17 protein-coding genes are annotated in these 18,545 nt (G+C 52.3%); 4 read left to right on the top strand and 13 right to left on the bottom strand.

Annotated elements, in window-relative coordinates; translation table 11 throughout:
• Positions 1-88 precede the first annotated feature (88 nt).
• Positions 89-1,279: an NO-inducible flavohemoprotein gene (gene hmpA / locus ACJHX3_RS08930; protein ID WP_000883115.1), complete on the top strand. Its 1,191-nt coding sequence runs from the start codon at positions 89-91 to the stop codon at positions 1,277-1,279.
• Positions 1,280-1,323: 44 nt separating this feature from the next.
• Here hmpA and glnB read toward each other — a convergent pair whose 3' ends face one another.
• The 5 genes from glnB to purL all read right to left on the bottom strand — a co-directional run bounded on the left by glnB (position 1,324) and on the right by purL (position 9,814).
• A complete protein-coding gene (gene glnB / locus ACJHX3_RS08925) occupies positions 1,324-1,662 on the bottom strand; it encodes a nitrogen regulatory protein P-II (protein WP_000717694.1) in 339 nt (112 codons plus the stop codon).
• A 60-nt stretch (positions 1,663-1,722) separates the two neighbouring features.
• Positions 1,723-3,057, bottom strand: a complete 1,335-nt coding sequence (glrR, locus tag ACJHX3_RS08920) for a two-component system response regulator GlrR (RefSeq protein ID WP_001298983.1) — start codon at positions 3,055-3,057, stop codon at positions 1,723-1,725.
• The gene (gene qseG, locus ACJHX3_RS08915; protein ID WP_001215884.1) at positions 3,047-3,760 is read right to left on the bottom strand and encodes a two-component system QseEF-associated lipoprotein QseG; all 714 of its coding nucleotides are present in this window, start codon (positions 3,758-3,760) and stop codon (positions 3,047-3,049) included. Before qseG ends, glrR begins: the two co-directional genes overlap by 11 nt.
• Positions 3,761-3,924: 164 nt before the next feature.
• A complete protein-coding gene (qseE, locus tag ACJHX3_RS08910) occupies positions 3,925-5,352 on the bottom strand; it encodes a two component system sensor histidine kinase QseE/GlrK (protein WP_094308058.1) in 1,428 nt (475 codons plus the stop codon).
• A gap of 574 nt (positions 5,353-5,926) precedes the next feature.
• Positions 5,927-9,814 (bottom strand): phosphoribosylformylglycinamidine synthase, encoded by a 3,888-nt coding sequence (purL, locus tag ACJHX3_RS08905; RefSeq protein ID WP_410236135.1) that lies wholly within the window; start codon positions 9,812-9,814, stop codon positions 5,927-5,929.
• Between the two features lie 257 nt (positions 9,815-10,071).
• On the opposite strand from purL, the gene mltF reads away from it, so the two are divergent.
• On the top strand, positions 10,072-11,628 hold the full coding sequence (gene mltF, locus ACJHX3_RS08900; RefSeq protein WP_024042111.1) for a membrane-bound lytic murein transglycosylase MltF: 1,557 nt from the start codon (positions 10,072-10,074) through the stop codon (positions 11,626-11,628).
• Here mltF and tadA read toward each other — a convergent pair.
• Together tadA and yfhb are read right to left on the bottom strand one after the other, a co-directional pair.
• Complete coding sequence (gene tadA, locus ACJHX3_RS08895) at positions 11,625-12,128, bottom strand: tRNA adenosine(34) deaminase TadA (protein WP_001297409.1); 504 nt, start codon at positions 12,126-12,128, stop codon at positions 11,625-11,627. The two genes, mltF and tadA, sit on opposite strands and share 4 nt — an antisense overlap.
• 57 nt (positions 12,129-12,185) lie before the next feature.
• Complete coding sequence (gene yfhb / locus ACJHX3_RS08890; protein WP_024042110.1) at positions 12,186-12,821, bottom strand: phosphatidylglycerophosphatase C; 636 nt, start codon at positions 12,819-12,821, stop codon at positions 12,186-12,188.
• A gap of 208 nt (positions 12,822-13,029) precedes the next feature.
• Between yfhb and ACJHX3_RS08885 the strand changes: the two genes are divergently transcribed.
• Together ACJHX3_RS08885 and yfhL are read left to right on the top strand one after the other, a co-directional pair.
• Positions 13,030-13,878: a MurR/RpiR family transcriptional regulator gene (locus tag ACJHX3_RS08885; protein WP_001296301.1), complete on the top strand. Its 849-nt coding sequence runs from the start codon at positions 13,030-13,032 to the stop codon at positions 13,876-13,878.
• Between the two features lie 55 nt (positions 13,879-13,933).
• A complete protein-coding gene (yfhL, locus tag ACJHX3_RS08880; RefSeq protein WP_001196285.1) occupies positions 13,934-14,194 on the top strand; it encodes a 4Fe-4S dicluster ferredoxin YfhL in 261 nt (86 codons plus the stop codon).
• 193 nt (positions 14,195-14,387) lie between these two features.
• Here the strand turns inward: yfhL and shoB are convergent, their stop codons facing one another.
• The 6 genes from shoB to rnc form a co-directional block, all read right to left on the bottom strand.
• Entirely contained in the window at positions 14,388-14,468 is an 81-nt protein-coding gene (gene shoB, locus ACJHX3_RS08875; RefSeq protein ID WP_000128776.1) for a type I toxin-antitoxin system toxin ShoB, read from the bottom strand.
• Between the two features lie 421 nt (positions 14,469-14,889).
• Positions 14,890-15,270, bottom strand: coding sequence for a holo-ACP synthase (gene acpS, locus ACJHX3_RS08870; protein ID WP_000986029.1), 381 nt, complete (start codon positions 15,268-15,270; stop codon positions 14,890-14,892).
• Positions 15,270-16,001, bottom strand: a complete 732-nt coding sequence (gene pdxJ, locus ACJHX3_RS08865) for a pyridoxine 5'-phosphate synthase (protein WP_001295365.1) — start codon at positions 15,999-16,001, stop codon at positions 15,270-15,272. Before pdxJ ends, acpS begins: the two co-directional genes overlap by 1 nt.
• 11 nt (positions 16,002-16,012) lie before the next feature.
• Complete coding sequence (gene recO / locus ACJHX3_RS08860) at positions 16,013-16,741, bottom strand: DNA repair protein RecO (protein ID WP_000399404.1); 729 nt, start codon at positions 16,739-16,741, stop codon at positions 16,013-16,015.
• A gap of 11 nt (positions 16,742-16,752) precedes the next feature.
• Positions 16,753-17,658, bottom strand: coding sequence for a GTPase Era (era, locus tag ACJHX3_RS08855; protein WP_000026348.1), 906 nt, complete (start codon positions 17,656-17,658; stop codon positions 16,753-16,755).
• Complete coding sequence (rnc, locus tag ACJHX3_RS08850; protein WP_001068343.1) at positions 17,655-18,335, bottom strand: ribonuclease III; 681 nt, start codon at positions 18,333-18,335, stop codon at positions 17,655-17,657. Before rnc ends, era begins: the two co-directional genes overlap by 4 nt.
• Positions 18,336-18,545 lie beyond the last annotated feature (210 nt).

Here is an 18,545-nt window from a genome sequence, read left to right as displayed (position 1 = left end):
ACACCAAAGAACCATTTACATTGCAGGGCTATTTTTTATAAGATGCATTTGAGATACATCAATTGAGATGCAAAAAAAGGAAGACCATATGCTTGACGCTCAAACCATCGCTACAGTAAAAGCCACCATCCCTTTACTGGTGGAAACGGGGCCAAAGTTAACCGCCCATTTCTACGACCGTATGTTTACTCATAACCCAGAACTCAAAGAAATTTTTAACATGAGTAACCAGCGCAATGGCGATCAACGTGAAGCCCTGTTTAACGCTATTGCCGCCTACGCCAGTAATATTGAAAACCTGCCTGCGCTGCTGCCAGCGGTAGAAAAAATCGCGCAGAAGCACACCAGCTTCCAGATCAAACCGGAACAGTACAACATTGTCGGTGAACACCTGTTGGCGACGCTGGACGAAATGTTCAGCCCGGGCCAGGAAGTGCTGGACGCGTGGGGTAAAGCCTATGGCGTACTGGCTAATGTATTTATCAATCGCGAGGCGGAAATCTATAACGAAAACGCCAGCAAAGCCGGTGGCTGGGAAGGTACTCGCGATTTCCGCATTGTGGCTAAAACACCGCGCAGCGCGCTTATCACCAGCTTCGAACTGGAGCCGGTCGACGGTGGCGCAGTGGCAGAATACCGTCCGGGGCAATATCTCGGCGTCTGGCTGAAGCCGGAAGGTTTCCCGCATCAGGAAATTCGTCAGTACTCTTTGACTCGCAAACCGGATGGCAAAGGCTATCGTATTGCGGTGAAACGCGAAGAGGGTGGGCAGGTATCCAACTGGCTGCACAATCACGCCAATGTTGGCGATGTCGTGAAACTGGTCGCTCCAGCAGGTGATTTCTTTATGGCTGTCGCAGATGACACACCAGTGACGTTAATCTCTGCCGGTGTCGGTCAAACGCCAATGCTGGCAATGCTCGACACGCTGGCAAAAGCTGGCCACACAGCACAAGTGAACTGGTTCCATGCGGCAGAAAATGGCGATGTTCACGCCTTTGCCGATGAAGTTAAGGAACTGGGGCAAGCACTGCCGCGCTTTACCGCGCACACCTGGTATCGTCAGCCGAGCGAAGCCGATCGCGCTAAAGGTCAGTTTGATAGCGAAGGTCTGATGGATTTGAGCAAACTGGAAGGTGCGTTCAGCGATCCGACAATGCAGTTCTATCTCTGCGGCCCGGTTGGCTTCATGCAGTTTGCCGCGAAACAGTTAGTGGATCTGGGCGTGAAGCAGGAAAACATTCATTACGAATGCTTTGGTCCGCATAAGGTGCTGTGATTTGATGTTGCCGGATGGAAACATCCGGCAACCCTTGACGCGGTTTAAATTGCCGCGTCGTCCTCTTCACCGGTACGGATGCGAATGACCCGTGCCACGTCGAAGACGAAGATTTTACCGTCACCGATTTTGCCGGTTTGCGCCGTGCGAATAATGGTATCAACACAAGTATCGACAATGTCGTCCGGTACGACAATCTCAATTTTCACTTTCGGCAGAAAATCCACCATATACTCCGCGCCGCGGTACAGCTCGGTATGGCCTTTCTGGCGGCCAAAACCTTTCACCTCAGTGACCGTCATGCCGGTAATGCCGACTTCAGCCAGTGCTTCGCGAACATCGTCCAGCTTGAAGGGTTTAATAATCGCATCAATCTTTTTCATGCTATTCCTTGAAAAGGTCGCCTGTCTTTTGATCTGCTAAACGTAACACATAACGCCAATTCATTCCTTGAAATCGTTTGCATCCAGCTCGTGTCGGGAAAGCAGTTTATAAAATTCTGTCCGGTTGCGCCCCGCCATTCTCGCCGCGTGGGTGACGTTGCCTTTGGTAATTTGCAGCAGCTTACGCAAATAGTTGAGTTCAAACTGATTACGTGCCTCAACAAAGGTTGGCAGCGCCGTGTTTTCGCCCTCCAGCGCCTGCTCTACTAATGCATCGCTAATCACCGGAGATGAGGTCAGCGCCACGCACTGTTCAATCACGTTGACCAACTGGCGTACATTACCCGGCCAGCTAGCGGTCATCAGGCGTTTCATCGCATCGGTGGAGAACGCGCGGACAAACGGTTTATGTCGCTCTGCCGCCTGGCGCAACAGGTGATTTGCCAGTAGCGGAATGTCTTCTGTGCGCTCTGCCAGAGCCGGAATTTTCAGGCTGACAACGTTGAGGCGGTAATAGAGATCTTCACGGAATTCCCCGCGCGCCATCGCTTTTGGCAGGTCGCGGTGAGTGGCGGAAATAATCCGCACGTCGATATCAATATCGCGGTTACTGCCCAGCGGGCGCACTTTACGCTCCTGCAACACACGCAGCAGTTTGACCTGCAACGGTGCAGGCATATCGCCAATCTCATCGAGAAATAGCGTACCGCCTTCCGCCGCCTGGAATAAACCTTCGCGATTGCTGACAGCGCCAGTAAACGCGCCACGCGCATGACCAAACAGCTCCGACTCCAGCAATTGCTCGGGCAATGCGCCACAGTTAATAGCAATAAATGGCTTGCTGTTGCGCGGGCTGGCGTTGTGGATAGCCTGGGCGAAAATCTCTTTCCCGGTGCCGCTCTGACCGTTAATCAAAACGCTAACGTCTGATTGCGCCACCAGCCGCGCCTGTTCCAGCAAACGCAGCATCAGCGGGCTGCGGGTGACAATCGCCTCGCGCCAGCGTTCGTCGGTGGCTGGCGCGGATTGTTCCAGCGCATCATCAATTGCCTGATATAGCGCGTCTTTATCGACAGGCTTGGTGAGGAAACTGAACACTCCCTGCTGTGTTGCAGCAACGGCATCGGGAATAGAACCATGTGCGGTAAGAATAATTACCGGCATTCCCGGCTGCACTTTCTGGATTTCAGCAAACAGCTGCATACCATCCATTTCATCCATCCGCAGGTCGCTGATAACTAAATCTACTTTTTCGCGATTCAGTACCCGTAATCCTTCAGCACCACTTTCCGCCGTGACCACGCTGTAGCCTTCGCTGGTCAGGCGCAGGCCAAGCAGTTTCAGCAATCCCGGATCGTCATCGACCAATAATAAATGCGCAGGTTTATGGCTCATCAGGAGTGACCTCATGGGTGGATGGCGCGGGCTTTTCACTCTCGTGCGGCGTATCCGGCGAGAAATTTCCAGCCGGTTTGCGGGTCGAGAGCTGGCGTTCAATATCAGTCAGGTTTTCCAGCTTGCGGGTGGTGAGTTCCAGTTGCTGCTGTAGAACGTGATGTTGCTGGCGCAATGTATCCAGCTCGCTGTCGCTGGATTGCTGGAGTTTGCCGTAGCGTTGGCGCTCTTCCGCCAGTTGCAGTTGCAGCGCCTGACCGTCGCGCCAGAGTTGATACAGAGGGCGAACCTGTGCCGGGATCTCGGTACTTAGCGCATCAATGCGCGCGACCAGCTGGCGGCGCTCATACGGCGTAATTTTGGCGTCGGCGAGCAAAATCCCTTGTTTAAAGGTCTTTTGCCAGCTGCCGTCGTCATATTGGCGAGCTTGCTGACGCGACTGCGCAGGCATTAAACGATCAGCACAATCCATCGCCCGCAGCCAGTAAAGCGGATTGGTTTCGGTTGATTTACCTTGCAGCGCCCAGATGTCGCTACATTCAGTAGAAAGATAGTCAGCCAGTTGATAAACCGGAATTTTTTCTTCTGCTGGCGTATCAATGGCTGGTTTATTGTGACTCTGCACGCAACCCAGCAATGCCAGACATGGCAGCCCTGCCAGCCACAGCCGTCGGGGCAATAATCGTTGAAAAATGTGTCGCATATTCACCAGACTTAATGCCTATCCCAGTGGGCGTAATTGTTGCAGGCAGTTTGGGCACAGACAGCGCGGAGAAACCGGAGCGTACATGTCGTACGTGAGGATTTCGAGCTCCGCCCGGGGCCGAACTGGCAAATAAAATAGCCTAATGGGATAGGCTCTTAACATTATTTCGTGTTTTTCGACGAAGGCAATTCAATGCGGAAGCAAACGTCTTGCCCGCTCTCGTCGACCAGATACAGTTCCCCCTGCATACGGCGAATACAATCCCTGGCAATGCTTAATCCCAGACCGCTGCCCTTCACCGCCCCTTTTCGCTGGTGGCTTCCCTGAAAAAAGGGTTCAAAGATCATGGCGCGTTCCTCTTGCGGAATGGGTGTGCCTGTATTGATGACATCAATATAAACCCGCGCGCCATGTAAACTGCTGCGAAGGCAAATGTTACCGGATTCAGTCCCGTAGTGCACAGCATTGGAGTAAAGATTATCCAGTACGCTCATCAGCAGCATTGGCTCCGCCAGGCAAGCTGTTGCTTGGAGATCGACGTCGGTATGCATCATTTTAGCCCGTGCGGGCAGGCTATGAGCAGAAACTACTGTCTCCAGCAGCGGTGCTAATTCAACATTCTCCAGTTCCACCGCACTGTCCGCCTGTTTACGGTTGTAATCAAGCAGTTGTTCGATCAGTTTTTGCAAATTGCGGCTGCTGCTATCGAGAATGCTCACCACCTCTTTTTGCTCTGGCGTAAGCGGCCCGACAACCTGGTCAGCCAGTAATTCAGTGCCCTCGCGCATACTCGCCAGCGGCGTTTTTAATTCATGAGATAAATGTCTTAAGAATTGATGACGTTGGGATTCCAGCCATGACAGGCGCTCACTTAACCAAAGAATACGTTGCCCAACCGAGCGTAACTCGCTCGGTCCACTGAACGAGACACTATTGCCCAGAGAACGCCCTTCCCCCAGCCGGTTGATCATGCGCTCGATATTTTTCACCGGACCGATAATCATCCTCGTGAAAAGTAGCACCATCACCAGACTCACCAGAAATAGCACCAGCGATTGCCAACCAAAATATTGCCCACGTTCGGCGATTTCACGCTGAAGTTGCTGCCCACGAGAGAACACCACTGTGCGCGTGGCCTGCACCATTTCGGTATTGGCACTGGCAAAGGCTTTAAGACGCGCGGCGGCGGCGGCATCGGGACCACTGTTGTTACACTGAAGTTGAGCCAGATTGTTCAAATCCTGACGTAATGCCTGGTAGAGTTTATCGTCCGGCAGCACGCCTGCGTGGGCATCGAGCATTTCGCTGTAACGCTTGCGCTGGCTTTGATAAACCTTCGCAAGCGTAGGGTCGTCCAGCACGCAATACTGACGGTAACTACGCTCCATCTCCAGCGCCGCGTTGGTCATCGCTTCACTGCGCCGGGCATCAATAAGCGTAGTGCGGTTAACCAGCGCCGCCTGATCGCTAAGCGCATTCAGGCTTTGCCAGGCTTGCCATGCCAGCACCAACAGGGGCAGCAGAATCAGCAAAAATGCCAGCATTACCAGTTGTCGTAATGAGCGGGGAAAAACGGGCCAGCGTTTCAAGGTGTTACTCTCGTCAGACGCGAATAGCCTGATGCTAACCGAGGGAAAGTTCAGATACAACAAAGCCGGGAATTACCCGGCTTTGTTATGGAATAAGGCGGTGCCTAACTCGACGTTTCGCCCGATGGTTGATATAGCTACGCTGATATCAGAAGTTGGACGGCAGGCACCTTGTTGTGCGTCATTCGAATTTTATGTAGCACGTCCCGAAGGGGCTGACATAAGTCGGTGAATGAGCCACTGGTTACTATTATGCAGTAACTGTGCCAATAAAGAAAATAGTTTGGTAACGTACTGATTGTACGCTGTTTTGAAGGGGTTATGGCTTCTTCGCTATTTGGCTGTAAATCAGCCACTGTGTCGCTAAAAAGAGACAACTTAAGATAAACTTATTAGATGATATTAAAATCAATCAGTTAAGTGTCGCCAGAAAGCGACACGGTAAACCACCCATTGTCGTGATTTACAGACACAAAAAAGCTCCCGAAGTTGGGAGCTTATAATAGCGGTTGGTGCTTAATGCCGGATGCGGCGTGAATGCCTCATCCGGCTGCAAAACCAATGGGTTGACGGCTTACCCCAACTGCTTACGCGCATTGCGGAAAATGCGCATCCATGGGCCATCCTCGCCCCAGTTTTCCGGATGCCAGGAGTTGCTGACAGTACGGAAAACACGTTCCGGGTGCGGCATCATAATGGTGACTCGACCACTTTCAGTCGTGACTGCCGTAATACCATTCGGAGAACCGTTCGGGTTAGCTGGGTAGGTTTCAGTGACTTTGCCGAAGTTATCGACATAGCGCAGTGCCACCAGCCCTTTGCTTTCCAGTACCGCCAGATGCGCCGCATCACGCACTTCCACGCGCCCTTCACCATGAGAGACAGCAATCGGCATTTGCGAGCCCACCATCCCCTGCAACAGCAGAGACGGGCTTTGGGTTACTTCAACCAGGCTGAAACGCGCTTCAAAGCGATCGGAGGTATTGCGCACAAAACGTGGCCACAACTCACTACCTGGGATCAGTTCACGCAGATTAGACATCATCTGGCAACCGTTACATACCCCCAGCGCCAGCGTTTGCGGACGGTGGAAGAAGGTTGCAAACTCATCGCGTACACGGTCATTGAACAGGATAGACTTCGCCCAACCTTCACCGGCACCCAGCACATCACCGTAGGAGAAACCACCGCACGCGACCAGGGCGTGGAAATCTTCCAGGCCCGTGCGTCCAGCCAGCAGGTCGCTCATATGCACGTCGATAGCATCAAAGCCCGCACGGTGGAAAGCTGCCGCCATTTCAACATGCGAGTTCACGCCCTGCTCACGCAGCACAGCAACTTTCGGACGTGCGCCAGTGGCAATATACGGTGCTGCCACATCTTCGTTGATATCGAACGACAGTTTTACATTCAGGCCCGGATCGGCGTCGTTTGATTTCGCCTGATGCTCCTGATCGGCACACTCCGGGTTGTCACGCAGGCGCTGCATCTGCCAGGTAGTTTCTGCCCACCAGACACGCAACGTAGTGCGGCTTTCGCTGAATACAGTCTGCCCGTTGGAGGTAATCACAAAACGGTCACCGGAAACCGCCTGCCCTACATAATGGACGCAATCCGCAAGCCCATGCTGTGCCAGTACCGCTTCAACTGCTTCACGGTCAGCGGCACGAACCTGAATCACCGCACCCAGTTCTTCGTTAAACAACGCCGCCAGGCGATCGTCACCCAGAGTGGCGATATCCGCGTCAATGCCGCAATGACCAGCAAAGGCCATTTCCGCCAGCGTTACCAGCAGGCCGCCATCAGAGCGGTCGTGGTACGCGAGCAGCTTACACTGTGCTACCAGCGCCTGAACCGCGTCATAGAAACCTTTCAGTTGCGCGACGTCGCGTACATCTGCCGGTTTGTCGCCAAGCTGACGATAAACCTGCGCCAGCGCCGTTGCGCCCAGCGCGTTATTGCCTTTGCCCAGATCAATCAGCAGTAATGCGTTATCTTCGGTAGAAAGCTGCGGCGTGATGGTGTGACGCACATCTTCCACACGGGCAAATGCAGAAATCACCAGCGACAGCGGCGACGTCATTTCGCGCTCTTCGTTACCTTCCTGCCAGCGGGTTTTCATCGACATAGAGTCTTTACCCACCGGGATCGTCAGGCCCAGCGCCGGACAAAGTTCTTCGCCCACAGCTTTAACGGCTTCATACAGGCCCGCATCTTCACCAGGGTGGCCTGCCGCCGCCATCCAGTTGGCGGAAAGTTTAATGCGTTTGATATCGCCAATCTGTGTTGCGGCAATATTGGTTAACGCTTCACCGACCGCCAGACGGGCAGAGGCGGCGAAATCCAGCAGCGCAACCGGCGCACGCTCGCCAATCGCCATCGCTTCGCCGTAGTAGCTGTCGAGGCTGGCGGTAGTGACCGCGCAGTTAGCGACCGGCACCTGCCACGGACCCACCATCTGATCGCGCGCTACCATGCCGGTTACGCTGCGGTCACCAATGGTCACCAGGAAAGTTTTCTCCGCCACGGTCGGCAGGTGCAGCACGCGTTTCACCGCGTCAGCAATGGTAATCCCTTCACGAACCAGCGCATCACCCTTCGCTTTCAGCGTTTGTACTTCGCGGGTCATCTTCGGCGTTTTACCAAGCAGTACGTCCAGCGGCAGATCGATCGGCTGATTATCAAAATGACGATCGTGCAAAGAAAGATGCAGTTCTTCGGTCGCTGCACCAATCACCGCGTATGGCGCGCGCTCACGCTTACACAGTTCGTCAAACAGCGGTAACTGATCGGCAGCAACCGCCAGCACGTAGCGTTCCTGGGATTCGTTACACCAGATTTCCAGCGGGCTCATGCCCGGTTCGTCGCTCAGGATATCGCGCAGTTCGAATTTACCGCCGCGCCCGCCGTCGCTCACCAGTTCCGGCATGGCGTTAGAAAGACCGCCTGCGCCAACGTCGTGGATAAACAGGATTGGGTTGGCATCACCAAGCTGCCAGCAACGGTCGATCACTTCCTGGCAGCGACGCTCCATCTCCGGGTTGTCGCGCTGTACGGAAGCGAAGTCGAGGTCGGCATCAGACTGACCAGACGCCATGGAAGACGCCGCGCCGCCGCCAAGACCGATGTTCATTGCCGGGCCGCCGAGAACGACCAGCTTCGCACCAACGTTGATCTCGCCTTTTTGTACGTGATCGGCGCGAATATTGCCGATCCCGCCCGCCAGCATGATCGGTTTGTGATAACCGCGCAGCTCTTCGCCGTTGTGGCTGTTCACTTTTTCTTCATAAGTACGGAAGTAGCCGTTCAGTGCCGGACGACCAAATTCGTTGTTAAACGCCGCGCCGCCCAGCGGGCCTTCGGTCATGATGTCCAACGCGGTGACAATGCGCTCAGGCTTACCGAAATCTTCTTCCCACGGTTGTTCGAAGCCAGGAATTCGCAGGTTGGACACGGAGAAACCGACCAGACCAGCTTTCGGCTTCGCGCCGCGCCCGGTGGCACCTTCATCGCGGATTTCACCGCCGGAACCGGTCGCCGCGCCCGGCCACGGAGAAATCGCCGTCGGGTGGTTGTGAGTTTCAACTTTCATCAGGATATGCGCAGGTTCCTGATGGAAATCGTAGCGGCCCGTTTCGTGGTCAGCAAAGTAGCGGCCCACTTCAGAACCTTCCATTACGGCGGCGTTATCTTTATAAGCAGAGAGAACGTGATCCGGCGTGGTTTCGAAGGTGTTTTTGATCATCTTAAACAGCGATTTCGGCTGCTGTTCACCATCGATAACCCAGTCGGCGTTAAAAATTTTGTGGCGGCAGTGCTCGGAGTTCGCCTGGGCAAACATATACAGTTCGATGTCGTTCGGGTTACGACCAAGCTTTGTGAAAGCATCCTGCAAATAGTCAATTTCATCTTCCGCCAGTGCCAGGCCAAGACGCAGGTTAGCGTCGATTAGCGCCTGACGGCCCTGCCCCAGCAAATCAACGCTGGTGACCGGAGTCGGTTGATGGTGTGCAAACAGCTGCTCTGCATCATCTAAAGCAAAAAAGACCGTTTCCATCATGCGGTCGTGCAGTTCAGCGGTAACCTGCTGCCATTGTTCATTGGTCAGCGTACCGGCTTCTATATAGTAAGCCACGCCGCGCTCAAGACGGTTTACCTGTTGCAGCCCGCAGTTATGGGCAATATCGGTCGCTTTCGAAGACCAGGGAGAGATGGTGCCAGGACGCGGGGTCACCAGCAGGAGTTTGCCTTGCGGGGCATGGCTGGCGAGTGCCGGGCCATATTTCAGCAGGCGTTCAAGTTGTGCGTGCTCATCATCGTTTAACGGCGCATTGAGGTCAGCAAAATGGACATACTCGGCGTAAATAGTGTGAACCGGGAGCCTGGCAGCCTGAAAACGTGCCAGCAGTTTGTTGATTCGGAATGCCGACAATGCAGGCGAACCACGCAGAATTTCCATCATAAGTCTCTCGTCTTCTAAGCTTTCGGTGTACCCAAGGGGGGGAAACGGGCGTCATTATAAAGAATCTGATGCGCTGACGAAACCGTTTGCGTGGAAATAAAATCACCATCGCGAATTAGCAACGCGTGCCGCCAATGGCTGTAATAAGTTGCCAACTGGCGCAGGTTTACGCAAAATGCCGCTCATTTATGAGTAAACCTTTCACTATTATTACGTTTTTTCAAGCTGGGACGCGCACGACACAGAGAATTAACTAATTGAAAAAATTAAAGATTAATTATCTGTTCATCGGCATTCTGGCACTGCTGCTCGCGGTCGCTCTCTGGCCATCCATTCCCTGGTTTGGTAAAGCCGACAACCGTATCGCCGCCATTCAAGCGCGGGGAGAGTTGCGTGTGAGCACCATTCATACTCCCCTGACGTATAACGAAATCAACGGGAAACCTTTTGGCCTGGATTACGAACTGGCGAAACAGTTTGCCGATTACCTCGGCGTAAAACTGAAAGTGACCGTGCGGCAGAATATCAGCCAGCTGTTTGACGACCTCGATAATGGTAACGCCGACCTGCTGGCGGCAGGCCTGGTCTATAACAGTGAGCGTGTAAAAAATTATCAGCCTGGCCCTACCTATTATTCCGTGTCACAACAACTGGTTTATAAAGTGGGTCAGTATCGCCCACGTACACTGGGCAACTTGACGGCGGAGCAACTCACCGTTGCACCGGGTCATGTGGTGGTTAACGATCTCCAGACCCTGAAAGAAACAAAATTCCCGGAATTAAGCTGGAAGGTTGACGACAAAAAAGGCTCTGCGGAATTAATGGAAGATGTCATCGAAGGAAAACTCGATTACACCATTGCTGATTCTGTTGCCATTAGCCTGTTTCAGCGCGTTCATCCGGAACTCGCCGTAGCGCTCGATATCACCGATGAACAACCGGTGACCTGGTTTAGCCCGTTAGATGGCGATAATACCCTTTCCGCCGCTCTGCTCGATTTCTTCAACGAAATGAATGAAGACGGTACTCTGGCACGCATTGAAGAGAAATACCTGGGGCATGGCGATGATTTTGATTACGTCGATACGCGCACATTTTTACGCGCCGTCGATGCGGTACTGCCGCAGTTAAAGCCCCTGTTTGAGAAATACGCCGAAGAAATTGACTGGCGTTTGCTGGCCGCTATTGCTTATCAGGAATCGCACTGGGATGCGCAGGCCACTTCACCGACGGGTGTGCGCGGCATGATGATGTTAACCAAAAACACCGCGCAAAGCCTCGGCATTACGGATCGTACCGATGCCGACCAGAGCATCAGCGGCGGCGTGCGTTATTTGCAGGATATGATGAGTAAAGTGCCGGAAAGTGTGCCGGAGAACGAACGGATTTGGTTTGCCCTCGCCGCGTACAATATGGGCTATGCGCATATGCTGGATGCCCGCGCCCTGACGGCAAAAACCAAAGGTAATCCTGACAGTTGGGCTGACGTAAAACAGCGTCTGCCTTTACTTAGCCAGAAACCCTATTACAGCAAGCTGACTTACGGCTACGCTCGTGGGCATGAAGCCTACGCTTATGTCGAAAATATTCGTAAGTATCAGATTAGCCTGGTGGGTTATCTGCAGGAGAAAGAGAAGCAGGCTACAGAAGCGGCGATGCAACTGGCGCAGGATTATCCGGCGGTATCGCCTACGGAGCTGGGCAAAGAGAAATTTCCTTTTCTCTCGTTTCTTTCCCAGTCGTCATCAAACTATTTGACCCACTCTCCCTCTCTGCTGTTTTCCAGGAAAGGGAGTGAAGAGAAACAAAATTAATCCGTCGAGGATTGCGCTTTTTTCTGCGCTTTAATTTCCTGGCGGCGCATGCGAAAGAAGTCACTGAGCAACGCCGCGCACTCATCCGCCAGTATTCCTTCGGTAATTTCCACTCGGTGATTCATACCCGGATGATGCAGCACATCCATTAAAGATCCCGCAGCGCCAGTTTTCGCGTCACGCGCACCAAAGACCACGCGACCAATGCGACTGTGGATCATCGCTCCGGCACACATTACACAGGGTTCAAGCGTGACATACAACGTGGCGTCGATCAGACGATAATTTTGCATCACCAGACCGCCCTGCCGCAGAGCCATGATTTCTGCATGTGCGGTGGGATCATGTCGACCAATCGGACGGTTCCAGCCTTCGCCAATAACACGATTGTTATGCACTAATACCGCGCCGACCGGCACTTCCCGCTCATCCCAGGCACGCTTTGCCAGCGTCAGCGCGTGACGCATCCAGTATTCGTGGCTAAATTCGACTTCAGACAAAAAGAAAACTCCGGTTATAAAAGCGCGGCGCATTATACACGGACGCTATGCTTTACTCTATTCCAGTTGCTGGAGTTCACCGCGCGGGGTTACTCGCCAACGATGCTGACAGAAATAAAGCAGCGGGTTGTCCTGATTACTGTCGCTATAGCCACTGTACAACCGCAGTGGCGTGCCGATTTTACGCTCCAGTTGCGCGACCTTTTCATGTCCCAGACAACGCATCGTCAATACCCAACCACCATAGCCACGCTGAATCTGACTGGCGATAAGATTAATCCGCGGCAGCCAGGGCGTATCGAAATAAACCGCTTCAACCAGCGGCTGCGGAGAGCCGGTAATCAACCAGATATCAGCATCGGAACTTAACAGGTAGGTGGTTAATCGCTCCTGAACCAGCGGAAAGGCTGTAACATTGCCACGAAACCAGCGTACGAAATCGGCCTGTAACGCCTGCAAACGCGCTTCATTGTGACCAAAAGTGCATCCCCACAGAAGCAGACTCATCGGCCAGCGTGCCGCACGACCTTTTATCAATAACGCAATGGCTATGATCGGCAACAACGGCAGGACAAGTAACGCATTCAGCGGTTGGCGACGCAGTAAATAACGCAAAAAACTGCCGAACATATCCTGCTGATGCAATGTTCCATCTAAGTCAAAAAACACCACACGACGCTCGTGAGTTGCCAAACCATACTCCTCTGGACTGAAACATCCTGATTAATTTTCGCTACTACATAGCCTAACAGATAGATCATCACTTTTCCGGCAACAATCGACCGCATCATGGCTAACTGGAATTTTTAATTCATGGTAATTAGCGGCAATGGAATATAAAATTCACTCGCGTTTGTCTCATATTGCCTGTTGTCGCCACTATTTCATCGCGAGGAAAGATATGAACGGCTTACTTCGTATCCGTCAGCGTTACCAGGGGCTTGCCCAGAGTGATAAAAAACTGGCGGATTATCTGCTGCTACAACCTGATACGGCGCGCCATTTAAGCTCTCAGCAACTGGCCAACGAAGCCGGAGTCAGTCAGTCCAGCGTCGTGAAGTTCGCGCAAAAACTCGGCTATAAAGGTTTTCCGGCACTTAAGTTGGCGTTGAGTGAAGCGCTGGCAAGCCAGCCGGAATCTCCCTCCGTGCCCATTCATAACCAAATCCGCGGTGATGATCCGTTACGGCTGGTCGGCGAAAAACTGATTAAAGAAAATACTGCCGCCATGTACGCAACGCTAAACGTTAATAGTGAAGAGAAGTTGCATGAGTGCGTGGCAATGTTGCGCTCTGCGCGGCGGATAATTCTGACCGGTATTGGCGCTTCGGGTCTGGTGGCGCAAAACTTTGCCTGGAAGCTGATGAAGATTGGCTTCAATGCTGCCGCAGTGCGCGATATGCATGCGCTACTCGCAACAGTACAGGCGTCGTCCCCTGACGATCTGTTATTAGCCATTTCCTACACCGGTGTACGACGCGAGTTAAACCTGGCGGCAGATGAGATGCTGCGAGTGGGCGGAAAAGTGCTGGCGATTACCGGCTTTACTCCCAATGCCCTGCAACAGCGCGCTTCTCATTGCCTGTATACCATTGCCGAAGAACAAGCGACAAACAGTGCTTCAATCTCTGCTTGCCACGCGCAGGGAATGTTAACGGATTTGCTGTTCATTGCGCTGATTCAGCAGGATCTGGAACTGGCTCCAGAACGTATTCGTCACAGTGAAGCGCTGGTGAAAAAACTGGTCTGAGTAAAGAATGCGCGTATAATGCCCGCCCGGTTTGTGTTGTTTTGAGAGTTTCCTTATGGCGCTGTTAATCACTAAAAAATGCATCAATTGTGATATGTGTGAACCCGAATGCCCGAATGAGGCGATTTCAATGGGCGATCATATCTATGAGATTAACAGCGATAAGTGTACCGAATGCGTAGGGCACTACGAGACACCAACCTGCCAGAAGGTGTGCCCGATCCCCAATACTATTGTGAAGGATCCGCAACATGTCGAGACGGAAGAACAGTTGTGGGATAAATTTGTGCTGATGCATCACGCGGATAAAATTTAATATTCTACTCTGGATGTAGAGTGTTAATTATTTTATAGAGAAACCTTAACGCTATTATATTTATTTGATTGATGACATTGGCATAATCATTCACTAAGTTAATTTATATAGTATCTGCCCAGACACTTATTTATAGTTATTAAAGGCGCGTCCGACTGGTTCACCGGACGCACCTTAAGTACGTTTCCTTGTGTTATAAGAACAGAAGGATCAGCTGTAAAACAGCAATGATGATTTTGATAACCCGTTTAATCAGGTATCGGCAATCAGTCATTCGTTTTTCCTTAAACAAGGAATGCAGCCGTTCAGATTAGCCCTTACATCACCCCAAAACTGAACGTGCGAGTTATTGGAATCGAGTGCTGCACTCCACATCAGAGCTTTGACGACACCACTCGTTTCAATGGGGGAATTCAGTGGCATGGTGTAAAGCACAGCAAAATTGCCAATAACGAAACCGATTTTAATGTACTTATCAAAAAGCGGTCACGTTAATCTTTTCATCAATGTCGATTTCTTCGTAAAGGCTCGCGTTTTTTATGTCAGAGATTGCAAGTTGCTTGTACAGGAGAACGAAATTGATCCATAATCATTTCTGTTGGAATCGTGTGCTGCACAAAATTAAAGTTGTAAAGTGAAAACCCCCGTTCCTTACCAGTTCGGGGGTTTTACTTTATAAAGAGAACGGTATTTTTTTAACTTTCAATAATTACCGTGGCACAAGCATAGTGGCGTTCATCTGCCAGCGTTACATGCATATTTACAACGCCGAGCTTTTCCGCCAGTTTTAATGCCTCACCCCATAGCCGTAGCCGTGGTTTGCCGAGCTCATCATTGAATACTTCAAATTGATTAAACGCCAGACCATTGCGGATCCCGGTGCCAAACGCTTTTGCCGCCGCTTCTTTCACAGCAAAACGCTTCGCCAGAAAACGCACCGGCTGGTGGTGCGTTTTCCAGATTGCCCATTCGTTATCGCTTAATACGCGGCGTGCCAGGCGCTCACCGGATCGGGCGATCACCGCTTCTATGCGAGCGATCTCCACAATATCCGTACCTAAACCTAATATTGCCATTAGCCACGCGCTTCCAGCATCAGACGCTTCATTTCTGCCACCGCATCTTTCAGTCCGGTCATCACTGCACGACCAATAATGGCATGACCGATATTCAGTTCATGCATCTCAGGGATGGCGGCAATAGCTTTCACGTTGTGATAGGTCAGACCGTGACCAGCGTTAACTTTCAGACCGAGACTAGCGGCAAAGGTCGCGGCTTTGGCGATACGCGCCAGCTCTTGCGCCTGTTCGGCGTCAGTTTTAGCATCAGCATAGCAACCTGTGTGGATCTCGATAAACGGTGCGCCAACCTCTGCCGCAGCTTTGATCTGCTCTTCATCGGCGTCGATAAAGAGAGAAACCTGGATCCCGGCATCTGCCAGACGTTTGCAGGCATCGCGCATTTTTTCACGCTGCCCTGCGACGTCCAGGCCGCCTTCGGTTGTTACTTCCTGACGCTTTTCAGGTACCAGGCAGCAAAAATGCGGCTTTGTTTCAACGGCGATCGCCAGCATCTCTTCGGTCACCGCCATCTCCAGATTCATGCGGGTATCCAGCGTCTGACGCAGGATGCGCACATCACGGTCAGTAATGTGGCGGCGATCTTCACGTAAATGCACGGTAATGCCGTCCGCTCCCGCCTGCTCAGCAATAAACGCCGCCTGCACCGGATCCGGGTAAGCAGTACCGCGTGCGTTACGCAGCGTTGCAATATGGTCAATGTTGACGCCTAACAGTAATTCAGCCATGACAATCCTCATCATTCATAATGTGTTTTCACCGTTCGCTTAGGCATAAACTGCCGGAACAGTTCCCTGCTCTTTAATGGTTTACCGCCAAGATACGGCTTAAGCGCCATGCGGGTAAAGCGTTTCGCGGCGCGCAGTGTGTCTGCGTCAGGAAATTCCCGCGCGTTTAACGCTTTTAACTGCCTTCCGGTGAATGTTTTATTGTCGATAACGACGCTTGCGATAAACCCTTTTTCTTCGCGATAACGATACGTCATGGTGTCATCTACCGGCTCGCCGCTACCCGCACAATGGGTAAAATTGACGCCATAGCCCAGATGCCCGAGCAGTGCCAGTTCAAAGCGGCGCAGCGCGGGTTCTGGCGTACCAGTGACCCCGGCAAGAGACTGAATGCAGTGCAAGTAATCGAAAAAGAGTTCAGAGAAGCGCGTCTCGTATTCCAGTACGCGGGAGAGAAGTTCGTTGATGTACAGACCGCTGTAAAGCGTGATACCGCTTAATGGCAGCGCCAGCGAGACGGCTTCAGCACTGCGCAGCGTTTTGACTTCGCCACGCCCGCCGAAACGTAGCAAGAGAGGGGTGAAAGGCTGTAATGCACCTTTCAGAGTAGAGCGTTTAGAGCGTGCGCCTTTGGCAACCAGACGCACGCGACCCGATTCCTCCGTGAAGACGTCCAGCATCAGGCTGGTTTCGCTCCACGGGCGACTATGCAGGACAAATGCGCGCTGCCAGCCTTCCATCGGAGTTACTCTTAAAGATCGTCAACGTAACCGAGACTGCGCAGTGCGCGTTCGTCGTCGGCCCAACCGGATTTCACTTTTACCCACAGCTCAAGGTGAACAGGCGCTTCGAACATTTCCTGCATGTCTTTACGCGCTTCAATCCCGATGGTTTTGATCTTGGCCCCTTTGTTGCCAATAACCATCTTCTTCTGCCCTTCACGCTCAACGAGAATCAAACCGTTGATGTCATAACCGCCGCGTTCGTTAGAGACGAAACGTTCGATCTCCACGGTCACGGAGTACGGCAGTTCAGCGCCGAGGAAACGCATCAGTTTTTCGCGGATGATTTCAGACGCCATAAAACGCTGTGAGCGATCGGTGATGTAATCTTCCGGGAAGTGATGAGTCGCTTCAGGCAGATGCTTACGCACGATTGCCGCAATAGTATCAACATTCAACCCGGTTTCGGCAGAGATCGGCACGATATCGAGGAAGTTCATCTGGCTTGCCAGGAACTGTAAGTGTGGCAGCAGATCGGCTTTTTCCTGCACGTTATCCACTTTGTTCACCGCGAGGATTACCGGCGCTTTGCCATCGCGCAGTTTGTTGAGCACCATTTCATCGTCCGGCGTCCAGCGGGTGCCTTCTACGACAAAAATCACCAGCTCAACGTCGCCGATAGAGCTGCTCGCCGCTTTGTTCATCAGGCGGTTAATGGCGCGTTTTTCTTCCATATGCAGGCCAGGGGTATCAACGTAGATCGCCTGATACGCGCCTTCAGTATGGATCCCCACAATGCGGTGACGAGTTGTTTGCGCCTTGCGGGAGGTGATGGAGATCTTCTGCCCCAGCAGTTTGTTCAATAATGTGGATTTGCCAACGTTCGGACGTCCGACGATAGCAATAAATCCGCAGTAACTTTTATTGATGCTCATTCCAGCTCCAGTTTTTTCAACGCCTGTTCGGCGGCAGCCTGCTCAGCCTTACGACGGCTTGAACCTGTGCCAACCACCGGTTCACTCAGGCCGCTGACCTGGCAGTGGATAGTAAATTCCTGATCGTGCGCTTCGCCACGTACCTGGACGACCAGATAAGTCGGCAGCGGCAGATGGCGACCCTGCAAATATTCTTGCAAGCGCGTTTTCGGATCTTTTTGTTTATCGCCTGGGCTAATTTCGTCCAAACGAGTTTGATACCAGTTGAGGATTAATTTCTCGACGGTTTGAATATCACTGTCGAGGAATACGCCACCAATTAATGCTTCGACGGTGTCGGCGAGAATTGACTCACGACGAAATCCACCGCTTTTAAGTTCACCTGGCCCTAAACGTAAGCACTCGCCTAACTCAAATTCGCGCGCCAGTTCCGCCAGCGTATTGCCACGGACCAGCGTGGCGCGCATCCGGCTCATATCGCCTTCATCCACACGAGGGAAACGGTGATAAAGCGCATTGGCGATAACGTAGCTCAGAATAGAGTCGCCTAAAAATTCTAAACGCTCGTTATGTTTGCTGCTGGCACTACGATGGGTTAATGCCTGCTGCAACAGTTCCTGATGATTAAAAGTGTAGCCCAGCTTCCGTTGAAGCCGATTAATTACGATGGGGTTCATGCGATACCAATAAATAAATGCGTCAACAATTCAGCACACGAAACAGACCTGATATACATGGCTCTGCTAACTGCTTCGCTGCAGTTTCAGTTTACCGGTATATGGGGACCAACGCTGTTTCGTGTGCCGTGGCAACCTGGAGGTGCCAACCTTAAACTTCGGGGGAATATTCTATACACAACGACGGGGGATGTCGTTAGCAACGGGAGA

This window comes from Escherichia sp. WS1265 (assembly GCF_046487585.1).
GTDB lineage: Bacteria > Pseudomonadota > Gammaproteobacteria > Enterobacterales > Enterobacteriaceae > Escherichia > Escherichia coli.
This window is presented reverse-complemented; position numbering and strand designations above follow the sequence as displayed.